14 protein-coding genes are annotated in these 14,875 nt (G+C 69.4%); 12 read left to right on the forward strand and 2 right to left on the reverse strand.

All coding sequences use genetic code 11. The annotated features are described in order from the left end of the window. The first annotated feature begins 64 nt into the window (after positions 1-64). The 12 genes from KVT32_RS13315 to KVT32_RS13370 all read left to right on the forward strand — a co-directional run bounded on the left by KVT32_RS13315 (position 65) and on the right by KVT32_RS13370 (position 10,449). The gene (locus KVT32_RS13315) at positions 65-997 is read left to right on the forward strand and encodes a LysR family transcriptional regulator (RefSeq protein WP_217618353.1); all 933 of its coding nucleotides are present in this window, start codon (positions 65-67) and stop codon (positions 995-997) included. 91 nt (positions 998-1,088) lie between these two features. Further along, on the forward strand, positions 1,089-1,907 hold the full coding sequence (gene murI / locus KVT32_RS13320) for a glutamate racemase (RefSeq protein WP_217618354.1): 819 nt from the start codon (positions 1,089-1,091) through the stop codon (positions 1,905-1,907). A gap of 83 nt (positions 1,908-1,990) precedes the next feature. After that, on the forward strand, positions 1,991-2,416 hold the full coding sequence (locus tag KVT32_RS13325; protein ID WP_152382338.1) for a universal stress protein: 426 nt from the start codon (positions 1,991-1,993) through the stop codon (positions 2,414-2,416). Between the two features lie 9 nt (positions 2,417-2,425). Next, the gene (locus KVT32_RS13330) at positions 2,426-2,854 is read left to right on the forward strand and encodes a universal stress protein (protein ID WP_142053724.1); all 429 of its coding nucleotides are present in this window, start codon (positions 2,426-2,428) and stop codon (positions 2,852-2,854) included. 48 nt (positions 2,855-2,902) lie between these two features. Continuing rightward, positions 2,903-4,219 carry a sorbosone dehydrogenase family protein gene (locus KVT32_RS13335; RefSeq protein WP_217618355.1) on the forward strand — a complete coding sequence of 439 codons (1,317 nt, stop codon included), beginning with the start codon at positions 2,903-2,905 and terminating at the stop codon, positions 4,217-4,219. Between the two features lie 80 nt (positions 4,220-4,299). Continuing rightward, complete coding sequence (locus tag KVT32_RS13340; protein WP_062838720.1) at positions 4,300-5,004, forward strand: SDR family oxidoreductase; 705 nt, start codon at positions 4,300-4,302, stop codon at positions 5,002-5,004. A gap of 119 nt (positions 5,005-5,123) precedes the next feature. Beyond that, the gene (locus tag KVT32_RS13345) at positions 5,124-6,674 is read left to right on the forward strand and encodes a DUF1800 family protein (protein WP_217618356.1); all 1,551 of its coding nucleotides are present in this window, start codon (positions 5,124-5,126) and stop codon (positions 6,672-6,674) included. Then, entirely contained in the window at positions 6,671-8,047 is a 1,377-nt protein-coding gene (locus KVT32_RS13350) for a DUF1501 domain-containing protein (protein WP_217618357.1), read from the forward strand. The genes KVT32_RS13345 and KVT32_RS13350 overlap by 4 nt, the downstream gene beginning before the upstream one ends. A gap of 97 nt (positions 8,048-8,144) precedes the next feature. Further along, positions 8,145-8,609, forward strand: coding sequence for a GNAT family N-acetyltransferase (locus KVT32_RS13355; protein WP_217618358.1), 465 nt, complete (start codon positions 8,145-8,147; stop codon positions 8,607-8,609). A gap of 104 nt (positions 8,610-8,713) precedes the next feature. Further along, the gene (locus KVT32_RS13360; RefSeq protein ID WP_056326478.1) at positions 8,714-9,082 is read left to right on the forward strand and encodes a hypothetical protein; all 369 of its coding nucleotides are present in this window, start codon (positions 8,714-8,716) and stop codon (positions 9,080-9,082) included. Between the two features lie 24 nt (positions 9,083-9,106). Further along, on the forward strand, positions 9,107-9,637 hold the full coding sequence (locus tag KVT32_RS13365; protein ID WP_062838788.1) for an RNA polymerase sigma factor: 531 nt from the start codon (positions 9,107-9,109) through the stop codon (positions 9,635-9,637). Further along, complete coding sequence (locus KVT32_RS13370) at positions 9,634-10,449, forward strand: anti-sigma factor (RefSeq protein ID WP_175155149.1); 816 nt, start codon at positions 9,634-9,636, stop codon at positions 10,447-10,449. The genes KVT32_RS13365 and KVT32_RS13370 overlap by 4 nt, the downstream gene beginning before the upstream one ends. A gap of 44 nt (positions 10,450-10,493) precedes the next feature. Here KVT32_RS13370 and KVT32_RS13375 read toward each other — a convergent pair whose 3' ends face one another. Both KVT32_RS13375 and uca read right to left on the reverse strand, forming a co-directional pair. Next, complete coding sequence (locus KVT32_RS13375; protein WP_152385322.1) at positions 10,494-11,222, reverse strand: GntR family transcriptional regulator; 729 nt, start codon at positions 11,220-11,222, stop codon at positions 10,494-10,496. Further along, positions 11,219-14,857, reverse strand: a complete 3,639-nt coding sequence (gene uca, locus KVT32_RS13380) for an urea carboxylase (protein WP_217618359.1) — start codon at positions 14,855-14,857, stop codon at positions 11,219-11,221. Before uca ends, KVT32_RS13375 begins: the two co-directional genes overlap by 4 nt. Positions 14,858-14,875 lie beyond the last annotated feature (18 nt).

Raw genomic sequence — 14,875 nt, forward strand, 5'->3', positions numbered from 1 at the left:
AGGCTACTCCTCGCGTCAGATAATGTCTAATATATGACTCGTCAAATACTCATATCTACAGAATATGGCAAGCGTTGATTTGCGGCTGTTGCGGTACTTCCTGGCCGTCGCCGAGGAATCCCATCTGACCAAGGCGGCGGCCCGGCTGGGCATCCGCCAGCCGCCGCTCAGCCAGCAGATCCGCGTGCTGGAGGCGGAGCTGGGCGTGACGCTCTTTCACCGGCTGCCGCGCGGCATGGAGCTCACCGAAAGCGGGCGCGCGCTGCTGGAAGACGCGCGCAACATCATCGCCCTGGTGGACCAGGCCGTGGACGGCGTGCGGCGCGTGTCGCAGGGCGAGGCGGGCCGCTTGACGGTGGGATTCACGGGCTCGGCGGCGTTTCATCCGTTCGTGCCGTCGGTCATCCGGCGTTTCCGCGAAAGCGCGCCGCACGTGCATCTGGTGCTCGAAGAAAGCAGCACGGGCGAGCTGCGCGAGGCGGTCGCCGAGGGGCGCATCGATGTCGCGTTCATCCGCGGCGCGCATGGCGCGGACCCCGGCGTGCAAATGGAAACCGTGCTCGAGGAAGCCGTGCTGGCGGCCTTTCCGGCCGACCACCCGGCCGTCAGGGGCCGCGCGCGCAAGCGCATCTCGCTGTCGGAGCTGGCGGACGAATCGCTGATCCTGTACCGGCGTCACAGCGGCCCGGGGCTGTACGACGCCATCATCAGCGCATGCCGCGCCGAAGGTTTCAGCCCCCGCGTCACGCAGGAAGCGCCACGCATGCTGTCCACCCTGAGTTTCGTCGCCGCGGGACTGGGCGTGTCGCTGGTGCCCGCGTCGCTGCGACGCGTGAACATCGAGGGCGTGGTGTATGTCAGCGTCACCCATCCGGCGACGCTGCGCGCGCCGCTGAACCTGATCTGGCGCGACGCGCCCCTGTCCGGCGCCGCCCGCAAGCTGATCGACGAAGCGCGGCGCCAGCGCGACGAACCCGGGGCGGGCGAGAGCCCCTGACGCGGGGCCGCCTATGGTCCGCCCCTTTGGCCACCCCTGCCCCGGCGCTACACTTGCCGCCACCGCATCCTGCAATGACCCACGGCTTTCCATGCTTTCCGAATCTCCCATCGGCGTGTACGACTCCGGCGTCGGCGGGCTGAGCGTCGTCCGGGCCATCCGCGACCTGCTGCCCCACGAGCCGCTGCGCTACGTCGCGGACTCCGCCCATGTGCCCTACGGGGAAAAGACCCAGGCCTTCGTCGAGCAACGCGCCTGCGCCATCGCCGACTACTTCGTGTCGCAGCGCGCCCGCGCCATGGTGGTGGCCTGCAACACCGCCACGGCCGCGGCCATCGCGCTGCTGCGCAAGCGCCATCCGGATCTCATCATCATCGGCGTCGAACCGGCCATCAAGCCCGCCGCGCACCTGACGCACACGGGCGTGGTGGGCGTCTTCGCCACGACCGGGACGCTGGCCAGCCCCAAATTCGCCGCGCTGGTACAACGCGAGGCGCCCGAGGTGCGCATCGTGCTACGGCCCTGCCCGCAATGGGTGCGGCTGGTCGAGCAAGGCGTGCTCTCGGGCCCCGAAGCCGCCGAGGCCGTGCGCGGGCCGGTCGCCGAACTGCGCGAGGCCGGGGCGGACGTGCTGGTGTTGGGCTGCACGCACTTTCCCTTCCTGCGCGACGTGATCCAGGATGCCGCCGGCTCCGGCGTGCCGCTGTTGGAGACCGGTGCCCCGGTGGCGCGCTGGCTGCGCCACCAGCTGCATGAACGCGGCTTGCTGGCGACCCAAGGTCCGGGCGCCCTGCAGTTGCAGACCACGGGGGACGCCGACGCGCTGGCGCAGCTGGCAAGCCGCCTGCTGGGTACGCCCATGCCGGCCGGCACCGTGCCCGACGCGTGGCGGGGACTGCGCCCCGCTTGATCTGCCGCAGCGCCGGGAGGCGCCGGCGGGGCGAATGTGAGATACAGTGGAACGCACGCCCCCACGGCCCGCAAGGAGACGCCATGAAACGCATCCTGATCCCCGTCGATGGTTCGGAAACTTCCCTGAACGCGGTCAAGGCGCTGCTCGATGCGCGCCGCTACGACCCGGTCGAACGCGTGGACCTGCTCACGGTCCAGATGCCCTTGAAAGCCGGCGCGTTCGGCAGCGGCCTGTCGCAGGAAGAGATCGATGCCTATCACCACGAGGAAGGCGAGGCCGCCGTGCAGGCCGCCAGCGCGCTGCTGACGCAGGCCGGCGTGCCGTTCGACGTACACATCGAGGCCGGCGCGGCTGCCGAGACCATTACGCGCGTGGCCGATGAAACCGGCGCCCACGAGATCTTCATGGGGACGCGCGGCCTGGGTTCGGTGTCGGCGCTTTTCATGGGGTCGGTCGCCACGGGCGTGCTGTCCCTGACCGAACTGCCCGTCACGCTGGTCAAGTAAGGAGCCTCCATGCTGAACATTCTCGTTCCCGTCGACGGCTCCGACAACGCGGACCGCGCCGTCGACTATGCCCGCCGCCTGGCGCAGGGCGCAACATCCGCGCGCATCCACCTCATCAACATCCAGACGCCGCCGCGCGGGCGCGCCGGGTTGTCGCGCCTGATCACGCAGGACATGATCGACGATTTTTACGCCCGCGAAGGCCGCGAAGCCACCGAAGCCGCGCGCAAGCTGCTGGACACGGCCGGCGTGGACTACGTCAGCCACGTGATCTTTGGCAACGCGCCCGCCGAAATCGCCGGCTATGCGCAGGACCACCGCTGCGCCCGCATCGTCATGGGCACGCGCGGCAACGGCAAGCTGACCAACATCCTGATCGGCTCGGTGGCCAATCAGGTGGTGCAGCTGGCGCAGGTGCCGGTCACGCTGGTGAAGTAAGCCCGCCTGGGTATGATGGGGCGACTTGCAAGCCCTGGAGTCCCCATCATGGTCAACCTGCGTTTCGCGCTGGCGGCCGCCCTGGCGCTGACGTTGCTCAGCGCCTGCGGCGAGGTCGCCAAGCTGCCCGTCGAAGCCGGCATGGGGCCCGCGCCTCAGCTGCCGCCCCCCAACACCACGCTCATTCCCACGGTGAACACGGCCAAGGCCGTGGGCTGGAAGCCGGGCGCGCAGCCGCAGCCCGCGGACGGCCTGACCGTGACGGCGTTCGCCGCCGGGCTGGATCATCCGCGCTGGCTGTACGTGCTGCCCAATGGCGACGTGCTGGTCGCCGAGACCAACGCGCCGCCCAAGCCCGAAGACGCGCCGGGCGGCATCAAGCAATGGGCCGCCGGCCTGGTGATGAAACGCGCGGGCGCCAAGACCGACAGCGCCAACCGCATCACGCTGCTGCGCGACGCCGATCACGACGGCGTGGCGGAAACGCGCACGACGCTGCTGGAAGGATTGAATTCGCCGTTCGGCATGGCGCTCGTCGGCAACCAGCTGTACGTGGCGAATGCCGACGCCGTCGTGCGCTTTCCCTTCGAACCGGGCCAGACGCGCAGCACGGCGCCGGCCGTCAAGGTCACCGACCTGCCCGCCGGCCTGAACCACCACTGGACCAAGAACCTCATCGCCAGCCCGGACGGTTCCCGCCTGTATGTGTCCGTGGGGTCCAACAGCAACGTGGGCGAGAACGGCATGGACATCGAGGAAGGCCGCGCCGCCATCTGGGAGCTGGACGTGGCCAGCTTGCAAAAGCGGCTGTACGCCACGGGGCTGCGCAATCCGGTCGGCATGGCCTGGGCGCCGGACGGCAAGACGCTGTGGACGGCCGTCAACGAGCGCGACGAGCTGGGCAGCGACCTCGTGCCGGACTACATGACCTCGGTGCGCGACGGCGGCTTCTATGGCTGGCCGTACAGCTACTTCGGCCAGCACGTCGATACGCGCGTGCAGCCGCCGCGGCCCGATCTCGTCGCGCAGGCCATCGTGCCCGATTACGCGCTGGGCCCGCACACCGCATCGCTCGGCCTGGCGTGGTCGGGCGGGACCACATTGCCCGAGCCCTATGACCACGGCATGTTCGTGGGCCAGCACGGCTCGTGGAACCGCGATCCGCGCAGCGGCTACAAGGTGATCTTCGTGCCCTTCGATCAGAACCAGCCCGGCGGGCCGGCCAGGGACGTACTCTCCGGCTTTCTGGACGAGAACGGCCAGGCGCAGGGCCGGCCGGTGGGCGTGGCGATCGACAAGCAGGGCGGCCTGCTGGTGGCGGACGACGTTGGCAATGTCGTCTGGCGCGTGGCCGCCAAACCGTAGACGCGCCCCCGCGCAGGTGCTGCGCGCAGCACCTGCCCGCCCCTACAATGGCCGATCCCGAATTCCAGACTGGAGCGAGCATGAGCACGGAAAAAGTGGCGATCCTCACGGCGGCCGGCAGCGGCATGGGTGCGGCGGCGGCGCGCAAGCTGGCGGCGGACGGATACCGCGTGGCCATCCTGTCGTCGTCCGGCAAGGGCGCGGCGCTGGCGCAGGAACTGGGCGGCCTGGGCGTCACCGGGTCGAACCGCTCGCCGGAAGACCTGTCGCGCCTGGTGGACGCCACCCTGCAAAAGTGGGGCCGCGTCGACGCGGTGGTCAATAGCGCCGGCCACGGCCCCAAGGGCCCGCTGCTGGAACTGAGCGACGACGACTGGCACCTGGGCATGGAGTTCTACCTGCTGAACGTGGTGCGCATCACGCGCCTGGTGGCGCCGGTGATGAAGCAGCAGCAATCCGGCGCCATCGTCAATATCTCCACCTATGCCACCTTCGAGCCGGAAGCGCTGTTTCCGACGTCGGGCGTGTTCCGCGCCGGGCTGGCCGCCTTCACCAAGGTGTTCACGGACGAGTACGCGCAGTACAACGTGCGCATGAACAACGTGCTCCCGGGCTTCATCGACAGCCTGCCCGAAAAGGAAGACCGCCGCGTGCGCATCCCGATGGGCCGCTACGGTACGGCGCAGGAAGTGGCGGACCTGATCGCGTTCCTGGCGTCGAGCGCATCGTCCTACATCACCGGCCAGAACATCCGCATCGACGGCGGCATCACGCGCTCCGTGTGACGCGCGCGGGATCGCCGGCCTCATGCGTTTGGCGTAGTCCCTCGTCCGAATGACGGTATTGAAGGCCCCGGCGGGCTTTTAGTACCGTAGGTTTTCACATTCGACGAGGTGTTTGGCGCATGTCCGCTACATCGTCAGCGGCTGCGCCGCAGTCCGCCCCCCCGACTCCCGGCCAGGCTTCGCGCTTTCTGGCGCAGGCCACCTTCGGCCCCACGCCGGCCGACATCGACGCCGTCGTGCGGGTCGGCTATGCCGCCTGGCTGGACGCCCAGCTCGACATGCCGCCATCGCAGACGCATTTCGACTGGCTGCTCCAGACGAACCGCAACACCGAGGCTTTCAAGGGCAACGGCATCAATGCGCCGCTGGAATCCACGCTGTGGCGCAAGTTCATCAGCGCGCCCGATCAGGTACGCACGCGGGTCGCGTTTTCGCTGTCGGAGATCTTCGTCGTCGGCGTGTCCGCCATCACGGCGTCGTGGCCGCTCTTCGGCGCGGCCGGTTTCATGGATCTGCTGGCCAAGCACGCCCTGGGCAATTACCAGGACCTGCTGACCGCGGTGACGCAGAACCTGTCGATGGGCTGCATGCTGACCCATCGCGGCAACCGCAAGGAAGACCCCAGGACAGGCCGCCATCCCGACGAAAATTACGCGCGCGAGGTGATGCAGCTGTTCAGCATCGGCCTGCTGGCGCTGGAGCAGGACGGCACGGTCAAGCTCGTCAACGGCGCGCCCGTGGAAACCTACACCAATGCCGACGTGCAGGGGCTAGCCAAGGTCTTCACGGGCTGGGATATCAACGGCCCGGAAACGGACGTGGAGTTTCACCGCCGCCCCATGGCGCTGAACAACGCGCTGCACTCGATGTCGGAGAAGCGCTTCCTGGGCGCGGTCATCCCGCCCGGCACGGATGGCCACCTGTCGCTCAAGCGCGCCATGGAGGTCATCAGCGCCCATCCCAACGTGGGGCCCTTCATCGGCATGCAGCTCATCCAGCGCATGGTGACCAGCAATCCCAGTCCGGCGTACGTGGGCCGCGTGTCAGCCGTGTTCAATGACGACGGGAAGGGCCAGCGCGGCAACCTGAAGGCCGTGGTGCGCGCGATCCTGCTGGACCCGGAGGCGCGCCAGCCGGACCTGAGCTCGCCCTATTGGGGCAAGGTGCGCGAACCGATCCTGCGCTTTTCGGGATGGGCCCGCGCCTTCGGGGCGGATTCGACCAACGGCGAATGGGCCATGCCCGACACCACCGACAACACGATCCGGCTGGCGCAGAGCCCGATGCGGTCGCCGTCGGTGTTCAACTTCTTCCGGCCCCGCTACGTGCCGCCCGTCACCGAGCTTGCGCGCCGCCACCTGGTTGCGCCGGAGCTGCAGATCACCGACGAGACCAGCATCGCGGGCTATTTGAATTTCCTGGCCATTTACGTGGACCGCGGTTGGGAGGACCTGCAGACCGCCTACACGCCCGAGCTCGCGCTGGCCAAGGACCCGGAGGCGCTGGTGGCGCGCGTGGTGCTGCTGCTGGCGGGCGACGCCTTCAGCGCGCGCACCGCGGCCGCCATCGCCAAGGCCGTGGCCACGTTGCCGCCGGACCGCCCGCGCGACCGGGTCCGCGCCGCCATCATGCTGGTGGCCGCCACCCCGGAATACCTGGTGCAGAAATGACAGACCGCCAAGGCCTCGACCGCCGCAACTTTCTCCTGCGCGCCATGGCGCTGGGCGCCACCCGCGGCGCCGCTCCGCTGGCGCTGAACCTGGCCGCGATCGGCGCCGCCGCGGCGCAATCCGCCCCGCCCGCATACAAGGCGCTGGTCTGCGTCTTCCTGTACGGCGGCAACGATCCGTACAACACGCTCGTCCCCTACGATCCGTCGTCGTATCGCGCCTACGCCGCCGCGCGCGGCGACATCGCGCTCGCGCGCGACGCGCTGCGCGCCACCGTGCTGCGCGGCAAGGCGGACACGCAGGGCGGCATGCAGTTCGCCCTGGCCCCCGCGCTGGCGCCGCTGGCCCCGCTGTACGAACGCGGCGAGCTGGCCGCGCTGTTGAACGTCGGTCCGCTGATCGTGCCCACCACCAAGGCCGAATACATCGGCGCGCGCGTGCCGCTGCCGCCCAAGCTGTTCTCGCACAACGACCAGCAGTCGGTCTGGCAGGCGCTGGCGCCCGAGGGCGCGTCCTCGGGCTGGGCGGGCCGGCTGACCGATCTTTTCGCGGGCGCGAACGCACACCGCACCTTCACCGGCATCACGGCGGGCGGCAGCACGGTGCTGCTGGCCGGCCGCAAGGTGGCGGGCTATCGCGTGGGCATCAATGGTTCCACGCAGATCGACCTGCTGCACCGCGATATGTATGGCTCCAGCGCCTGCACCGCCCTGCTGCGCGAACTGATCACCGAGCCGCGCGAACACCTGATGGAACGCGAGATGTCGCGCATCGCCGCCCAGTCCATCTCAGCCGACACGCGCCTGCGCGCCGCCTTGGCCGACGTCGCCGTGCCCGGCGATTTTTCGTCGCCGCTCGCGCAGCAGTTGCGTATCGTGTCGCGCATCATCGCGGCCCGCGACACGCTGGGCGCGCGGCGGCAGGTGTTCTTCGTTTCGCAGAACGGCTATGACAACCACACGGGCCTGTCCGACACGCACCCGGCGTTGCTGAAGGAACTGGGCCAGGCGCTGGCGGCATTCCAGAACGCCCTGTCGGACATGGGCGTGGCCGATCAGGTCACCACCTTCACGGCCTCCGAATTCGGCCGCACGCTGGGATCCAACGGCAACGGCTCGGACCACGGCTGGGGCGGGCACCACTTCGTGATGGGCGGCGCGGTCAACGGCGGGCGCTGCTACGGCGCCCACCCGGAGATCGCGCTCAACGGCCCGGGATTCGTCGACAACGGCCGCCTGCTGCCCACGACAGCGGTGGATCAGCTGGGCGCGGATTTGGGCGCCTGGTTCGGCGCCAGCCGGGACGATCTGCGGACGGTGTTTCCGAACCTGCGGCACTTCGGGCCGGAGCCGTTGGGGATGTTGAAGGGGTAGGCACTAGCGTCCCCCCCACTTCCGATCTATAACCTCAGACACCCCGCTCCGCCATCCGGCGGCGCGCGCGTTTCCACGGTCCTTTCCGCATCGCAACATGAACCTGCCTCCCGATCTAGCGCTCCAGCCCGCCACCGAAGACGACGTGCCGTTCCTGCTGGCCCTGCGCAAGCGCACCATGACGGAACATCTGGAGCGTGCAGGCGTGTCGCTGGACGATGCCGGGCACCTGGCGCGCGTCCAGTACCACTTCGATGACGCCCAGATCGTCTGGCTGGGCGGGCGGCCCGCGGGGCTGTTCAAGCATTACCGCGATGCCGCCGGCTGGCGCATCGTGCAGATCCAGATCGATCCGGATTTTCAGGGCCAGGGGCTGGGCCGCCGGCTGGTGGCCGGCGTGCTGGACCGCGCGGACCAGGAAGGGGCGCCCGTCACGTTGAGCGTCCTGAAAGGCAATCCCGCCCGGCGGCTGTACGAGGCGTTGGGCTTTACCCCTGTCATGGAGACCGAGCTGGAACATGAAATGCGGTATGACCCCGGCGCCGTCCGGCCGGGTGGTTGAGCCCTTTGCGGCACATTTTTTTTCCGGACCGCGGAATAAAGCTGCGCCGGCCGGCGTCCGTAGAGGGCAGTCCCCCACAATCCTCCCCACCTACGAGGCACACCATGCGCAAACACACCGCCGCGGCCCTGGCTCTCGCCTGCGCCGCCCTGTTCTCGGCCGGCGCCCACGCCCAGGCCGTCAAGACCCAGGACGGCATCCTGGTCAATAGCGCCGGCATGACGCTGTACACCTTCGACAAGGACTCCGCGGGCAAGAGCGTCTGCGTCGACGCATGCGCGAAGGCCTGGCCGCCCGCCATGGCCGCCGCCGACGCCAAGCCGATGGGCGACCTGACGGTTATCACCCGCGACGACGGCAGCAAGCAATGGGCCTTCAAGGGCAAGCCGCTGTATCTGTTCGCCAAGGACACCAAGCCGGGCGACAAGACTGGCGACAACTTCAAGGAAATCTGGCACGTCGTCAAACCCTGATCCGGACACCTGCCTGATCAGCCCATGCGCGCCGAAGACGAAGCCCAGATCCTGGCCTGCATCCCCAGCCTGCGCCGCTATGCGCGCGGGCTGACGGGCGACCCGGATCGCGCCGACGATCTGGTGCAGGACACGCTGGAGCGCGCATGGAGCCGCTATTCCCGCTGGCAGAAGCGCGGCGAGCTGCGTGCCTGGATGTTCGGCATCATGCACAACCATTTCATCGACGGCGTGCGCGCTGCGGGCCGGCGTAGCGACCAGACGGCGCCCGGCGACCTGCCCGATGCGCCAGTGCGCGCCACCCAGACCGACCAGCTCGAAGTGCGGGACCTGGACCGCTGCCTGCTTGCCCTGCCGGCGGAGCAGCGCGAGGTCCTCTTGCTGATCGCCGTCGAAGACCTGTCCTACCAGGAGACCGCACGCATCCTGTCGGTGCCGATCGGCACCGTCATGTCGCGGCTCTCGCGCGCCCGCGAAAAGCTCGGCGCGCTGATGCAGGGCCGCGAACCCGCCAGACGGCTGCGGCCTGTTCCCTCCCCGCGTGAAATGCCATGACCGACAAACGCCTCCATCCGGTTCCCGCCGCGGGCACGCCCATCACGGAAGCCGACCTGCATGGCTATGCCGACGGCCAGTTGTCCGCCACGCGCCGCGCGGAAGTGGCCGCATTCCTGGCCGCGCATCCGCAGGACCAGATCCGGGTGGACGAATGGCAGGCGCAGCGCCGCGCGCTGCACGCCCTGCTGGACCCCGTGCTGGACGAACCCCTTCCCTTGCGCTTGCCCCTGCGCGCGCCGGCACGGACCTGGCCCTGGCGCGCGTTGGCGGCCAGCGTGGCCGTTGCCGTGGTCAGCGCCAGCGCGGCCTGGATGCTGCGCGGCGCCCTGGATGCGCGCCATCTGCAGACGGTGCTGGCCACCGCCAGCCCGGAGCGGGCTGCAGGCGGCTATGCCCAGCGCGCCGCCATCGCCCACGCGGTGTATGCGCCCGACATGGGCCGGCCCGTCGAGGTCAGCGGCGAAAACGAGAAGGCGCTGGTGACGTGGCTGACCAAGCGCATGGGCGCGCCGATGCGTGCGCCGTCGCTGTCGAAAACGGGTTATGAACTCATCGGCGGGCGGCTGCTGCCGGGCGGCGCCGGTCCGGTGGCGCAGTTCATGTATGGCGCGGCCGATGGCCAGCGCCTGACGCTGTACGTCACCCGCGAAGCCGCCGGCGGACAGACTGCCTTCCAGTTCACGCAGGAAGGCCCCGTGCGGGTGTTCTATTGGGTCGAAGGCGAGTTCGGCTACGCCCTCTCTGGCGCCGTCAGCCGCGACGAGCTGCAGCGCGTGTCGCAAGAGGTCTACCGCCAGCTGCAGGGCTAGGCACACCCGCTGCGAGCGGCGAGCGGTGACCTGCGGGCTGCCGCTCAGCCCGCGCTGGCGCGCGCCTCGTGCAGCATGTGCAGCGTGATCTTGCGCACCTCGGCCTTGCTCATCTCGATGTGGGACCGCAGCATGCGCGCGGCCTCCTCTGCCCGGCGCGCCAGGATCGCCCGCAGGATGGCCGCGTGTTCGTCGTACGTGGCGTCCACGCGGAAGTCCTTGGTGAAGTCCAGCCGCCTGACGATGCGGATCTTTTCCGTGACGTCGCGGTGGATCTGCGCCATCTCCGGATTGCCTGCCGCGGCCACCAGCGAGCAGTGGAAGGCTTCATCCAGCTGCGCCACCAGCCGGCCGTCCAGGATGCGCTGCGGCGGCGGCACCAGCCAGACGTCCGTCAGCGCGCCCAGGATGCCGGCCGGATCCATGTGCTCGCGGGCGCACAGCTTTTCCACCGCCGCCTGCTCCAGCACCACGCGCACGTCGTACAGCGCCTCGAAACGTTCGAAGTCGAACGGCCGCACCTGCCACCCGCTGCGCGGCCGGGCCAGCACGAAGCCTTCGCGTTCCAGCCGCGCCAGGCCCAGCCGAACCGGCGTGCGGCTCACGCCCAGGCGCGCCACCAGGTCGGCCTCGGTGAAGCGTTCGCCGGGCAGCATCCGAAAGCCGAACAGGTCGTCCTTGATGCGCTGGTAGACCTGATCGGCCAGCGAGCCGGCAAGCGCCGGCGCGGGGCGGAGGGCTGGGCCGGCCTGGACGGCTTCCAGCCGCATCATCCGGTCACGACGCACGTGGCGTCTTCGGTGATCACGACCAGCGGATCGCCCGCGTTGACGGGCTTGCCGGGCACGCAGCGGATGGCGGACACCGTGCCCGACGCCGGCGCGATGACGGACAGCTCCATCTTCATGGCCTCGACCACCACCAGCGTGTCGCCGGCCGACACGCTCTGCCCCACCTGGACCGGAATCTTCCAGATGTTGCCGCACATGTCGGCGCTGACCAGCCGCTCGCCGTCGCGCAGCACGGTCTCGGCCTCGGGTTCGGCGGCAGGCGGTTCGGCCGCCACGTCCTCGGTCTTCCAGAGCGCAACTTCGGCATCGAACGCCGTCTTCTGGCGCGCCTGGAAGGCGGCGATGCTGTCCGCCTGCTCGGCCAGGAAGCGCCGGTGCGCGGCGAAGTCGAACACTTCCTCCTCGATGCGGACGGTGGCACGGCCTTCACGGAAGTCCTCGCGCAGGACATCCAGTTCCGCCTCGGTGACGGGATAGAAGCGCACCTGGTCGAAGAACCGCAGCAGCCACGGCTTGCCGTCCTGGAACACCGGGTTCTTCAGGAACTTGTTCCAGATGGGCAGCGTGCGGCCCACGAGTTGATAGCCCCCGGGCGAGTCCATGCCGTAGATGCACATGTACACCCCGCCGATGCCCACCGTGCCTTCGGCGGTGAAGGTGCGCGCGGGGTTGTACTTGGACGTCAGCAGCCGGTGACGCGGGTCGATGGGCACCGCGCACGGCGCGCCCAGATACACGTCGCCCAGGCCCATGATCAGATAGCTGGCGTCAAAGACGATGCGGCGCACCTCGTCGCGCGCGTCCAGCCCGTTGATGCGCTGGATGAAATCGACGTTGTTCGGCAGCCAGGGCGCGCTGGCGCGCACCGTTTCCTGATAGCGCTGCACCGCGCCCAGCGTGGCGGAATCCTCGAAGGCCATCGGCAGGTACACGACGCGCGTGGGGACCTTCAGGGTCGCCACGTCGGCCAGCCCTTGTTCGATCTCCAGCAGCTTCGCAATCAGCGCGCCCTGCAGGATGACGCGGCTGTCGTAGCGGATCTGCAGCGAGCGCACGCCGGGCGACAGCTCCAGCACGCCATCAACCGGATCCGCACTCAGCGCCTCCATCAGCAGGTGGATGCGCATGCGAAGCGCCAGGTCCAGCACGTTGTCGCCGTACTCCAGCAGCAGATAGCCGTCGCCGGCCTGCCGGTAAGACACCGACGGGCGCGCCCCGTCGGCGGGCAGCGCGGCGATGATGGTCTCCGAGACCGTCGCCGGCACGGGCGCGGGCTCGGTCGCGGCGGGCGCCGCGGGCGCCAGTTCGGCGATGCGGCGGTCCTGCGCGGCTTCCAGCGCCACGGCCTGCGGGTAATCGATGCGCACGAAGCGGATGCGGTCGCCGGGCTTGACCTGCCCCACCTTCCACAGCTCGGCACGCGCGATGGTGACGGGACACACGAAGCCGCCCAGGCTGGGGCCGTCGCGCGTCAGGATGACGGGACTGTCGCCGGTGAAATTGATGCTGCCGATTGCGTACTCGCAATCGTGGATGTTGGACGGATGCAGGCCGGCCTCGCCGCCGTTTTCCCGCGCCCACGTGGGCTTGGGACCGATCAGCCGCACGCCCAGGCGATTGGAGTTGTAGTGCACCTCCCAGTCGGCCGCAAAGAAGGCGTCGATGGCGTCGGGCTGAAAGAAGTCGGGCGCGCCATGCGGGCCGTACAGCACGCCGATCTCCCAGGTGTTGCCGTATTCGGGGATCAGCGCGGCGGGTGCGGCCTGCGGCAGCGTCTCGGGCGGCGCGGCCGTGGCGCCCGCCAGTTCGGGACGCACGACGGGCAGCATGTCGCCCACGCGCAGCGTGCGGCCGGCATGGCCGCCAAACTGGCCCAGCGCAAAGGTGGACCGGCTGCCCAAATACACCGGCACGTCCAGCCCGTTGCGCACCGCCAGGTAGCTGCGGCAGCCGGACAGCGCGCGGCCGGTGGCCAGCACCTGTCCGGAAGTGACAAAGATGGGCTGCCACATCGGCACCGGCTCGCCATCCAGCGTGGCCGCGCACGCCGCGCCCGTCAGCGCCACGACGGCATCGCCGTGAAAGCGCAGCGTCGGGCCGATCAGCGTGGTCTCGATGCCGGCTGCGTCCGGCGCGTTGCCGACGATGCGGTTGGCCACGCGAAACGCGTAATCGTCCATGGGACCGGAGGGCGGCACGCCGATGTCCCAGTAGCCCGCGCGGCCGGGATAGTCCTGCACGCTGGTGTAGGTGCCGGCTTCCAGGACCTCGATGGCCGCGGGGCGGTACGCAAAGCCTTCCAGAAACCGCGTGGACAGCTGGCCGGCGCGAAAGCGCGCATCGGCCACGATCTGGCGCAGGTAATCCAGGTTGGTCGCAATGCCGTGCAGGCGCGTGCGCGCCAGCGCGTCGGCCAGCTTGTCCAGCGCGGCCTCGCGCGTTTCCGCATGCACGATCAGCTTGGCCAGCATCGGGTCGTAGAACGCGGGCACGTCGGTGCCGGTCTCGACCCAGCCATCGACCCGCACGCCGTCCGGGAACGACACGTCGGTCAGCACGCCGGGCGATGGCTGGAACTGGCGCAGCGGATCCTCGGCGTACAGGCGCACTTCAATCGACGCGCCTTGCGGGGCGCGCGACATGGCGGCGTAATCCAGCGGCTCGCCCGCGGCAACGCGCAGCATGCACTCCACCAGGTCCAGACCGGTCACGGCCTCGGTCACCGGGTGCTCGACCTGCAGCCGCGTGTTGACCTCCAGGAAGTAGAAGCTGTCGCGCGCCGGATCGTAGATGAACTCCACCGTGCCGGCGGAGCGGTAGTTCACGGATTCACCCAGCTTGACGGCGGCATCCAGCAGCGCGGCGCGCGTGGCGGCAGGCAGCAACGGCGCCGGGGTTTCCTCGATGACCTTCTGGTTGCGGCGCTGCACCGAGCAGTCGCGTTCGCCCAGCGCCAGCACGCGGCCCGCGCCGTCGCCAAAGATCTGCACCTCCACATGCCGCGCGTTGTCCACATAGCGTTCGATGAACGCGCCGCCGTCGCGAAAGAAGTGTTCGCCCATGCGCTGCACGCTGTCGAACGCGACGGTCAGTTCCGCCTCGTTCTCGCAGCGCGACAGGCCGATGCCGCCGCCGCCCGCCGTGCTTTTCAGCATGACCGGATAGCCGATGCGTTCGGCCTGCGACAGCGCCTCGCCCAGGCTGGACAGGAGTCCGGTGCCCGGCGTCATCGGCACGCCCGCGTCAGCCGCCAGTTCGCGCGATCGGTGTTTCAGGCCGAACTCGCGAATCTGCAGCGGCGTGGGGCCGACAAAGGCAATGCCGGCGGCCTCGCAGGCTTCGGCGAAGTCGGCGCTCTCGGACAGAAAGCCGTAGCCGGGGTAGATCGCCTGCGCGCCGTGCGCGCGCGCCGCTTCCAGCAACAGGTCCATGCGCAGGTAGCTGTCGGCGGCCTTCTCGCCGCCCAGCGCCACGGCCACGTCGGCCTCGCGCACATGCGCGGCATTGCGGTCCGGGTCGGAATAGACGGCCACGCTGCGGATGCCCAGCCGCTTGAGGGTGCGGATGGCGCGGACGGCGATCTCGCCGCGGTTTGCAATCAGAACGGTATCGAACACGATGCGACTCCCTGGGAT

This window comes from Achromobacter sp. GbtcB20, assembly GCF_019091095.1.
Lineage (GTDB): Bacteria > Pseudomonadota > Gammaproteobacteria > Burkholderiales > Burkholderiaceae_B > Achromobacter > Achromobacter mucicolens.

Bases quoted from the DNA above. Each gene is read 5' to 3' on its own strand.
- KVT32_RS13315 (WP_217618353.1), top strand. From the start codon at position 65: ATGGCAAGCGTTGATTTGCGGCTGTTGCGGTACTTCCTGGCCGTCGCC.
- murI (WP_217618354.1), top strand. From the start codon at position 1,089: ATGCTTTCCGAATCTCCCATCGGCGTGTACGACTCCGGCGTCGGCGGG.
- KVT32_RS13325 (WP_152382338.1), top strand. From the start codon at position 1,991: ATGAAACGCATCCTGATCCCCGTCGATGGTTCGGAAACTTCCCTGAAC.
- KVT32_RS13330 (WP_142053724.1), top strand. From the start codon at position 2,426: ATGCTGAACATTCTCGTTCCCGTCGACGGCTCCGACAACGCGGACCGC.
- KVT32_RS13335 (WP_217618355.1), top strand. From the start codon at position 2,903: ATGGTCAACCTGCGTTTCGCGCTGGCGGCCGCCCTGGCGCTGACGTTG.
- KVT32_RS13340 (WP_062838720.1), top strand. From the start codon at position 4,300: ATGAGCACGGAAAAAGTGGCGATCCTCACGGCGGCCGGCAGCGGCATG.
- KVT32_RS13345 (WP_217618356.1), top strand. From the start codon at position 5,124: ATGTCCGCTACATCGTCAGCGGCTGCGCCGCAGTCCGCCCCCCCGACT.
- KVT32_RS13350 (WP_217618357.1), top strand. From the start codon at position 6,671: ATGACAGACCGCCAAGGCCTCGACCGCCGCAACTTTCTCCTGCGCGCC.
- KVT32_RS13355 (WP_217618358.1), top strand. From the start codon at position 8,145: ATGAACCTGCCTCCCGATCTAGCGCTCCAGCCCGCCACCGAAGACGAC.
- KVT32_RS13360 (WP_056326478.1), top strand. From the start codon at position 8,714: ATGCGCAAACACACCGCCGCGGCCCTGGCTCTCGCCTGCGCCGCCCTG.
- KVT32_RS13365 (WP_062838788.1), top strand. From the start codon at position 9,107: ATGCGCGCCGAAGACGAAGCCCAGATCCTGGCCTGCATCCCCAGCCTG.
- KVT32_RS13370 (WP_175155149.1), top strand. From the start codon at position 9,634: ATGACCGACAAACGCCTCCATCCGGTTCCCGCCGCGGGCACGCCCATC.
- KVT32_RS13375 (WP_152385322.1), bottom strand. From the start codon at position 11,222: ATGATGCGGCTGGAAGCCGTCCAGGCCGGCCCAGCCCTCCGCCCCGCG.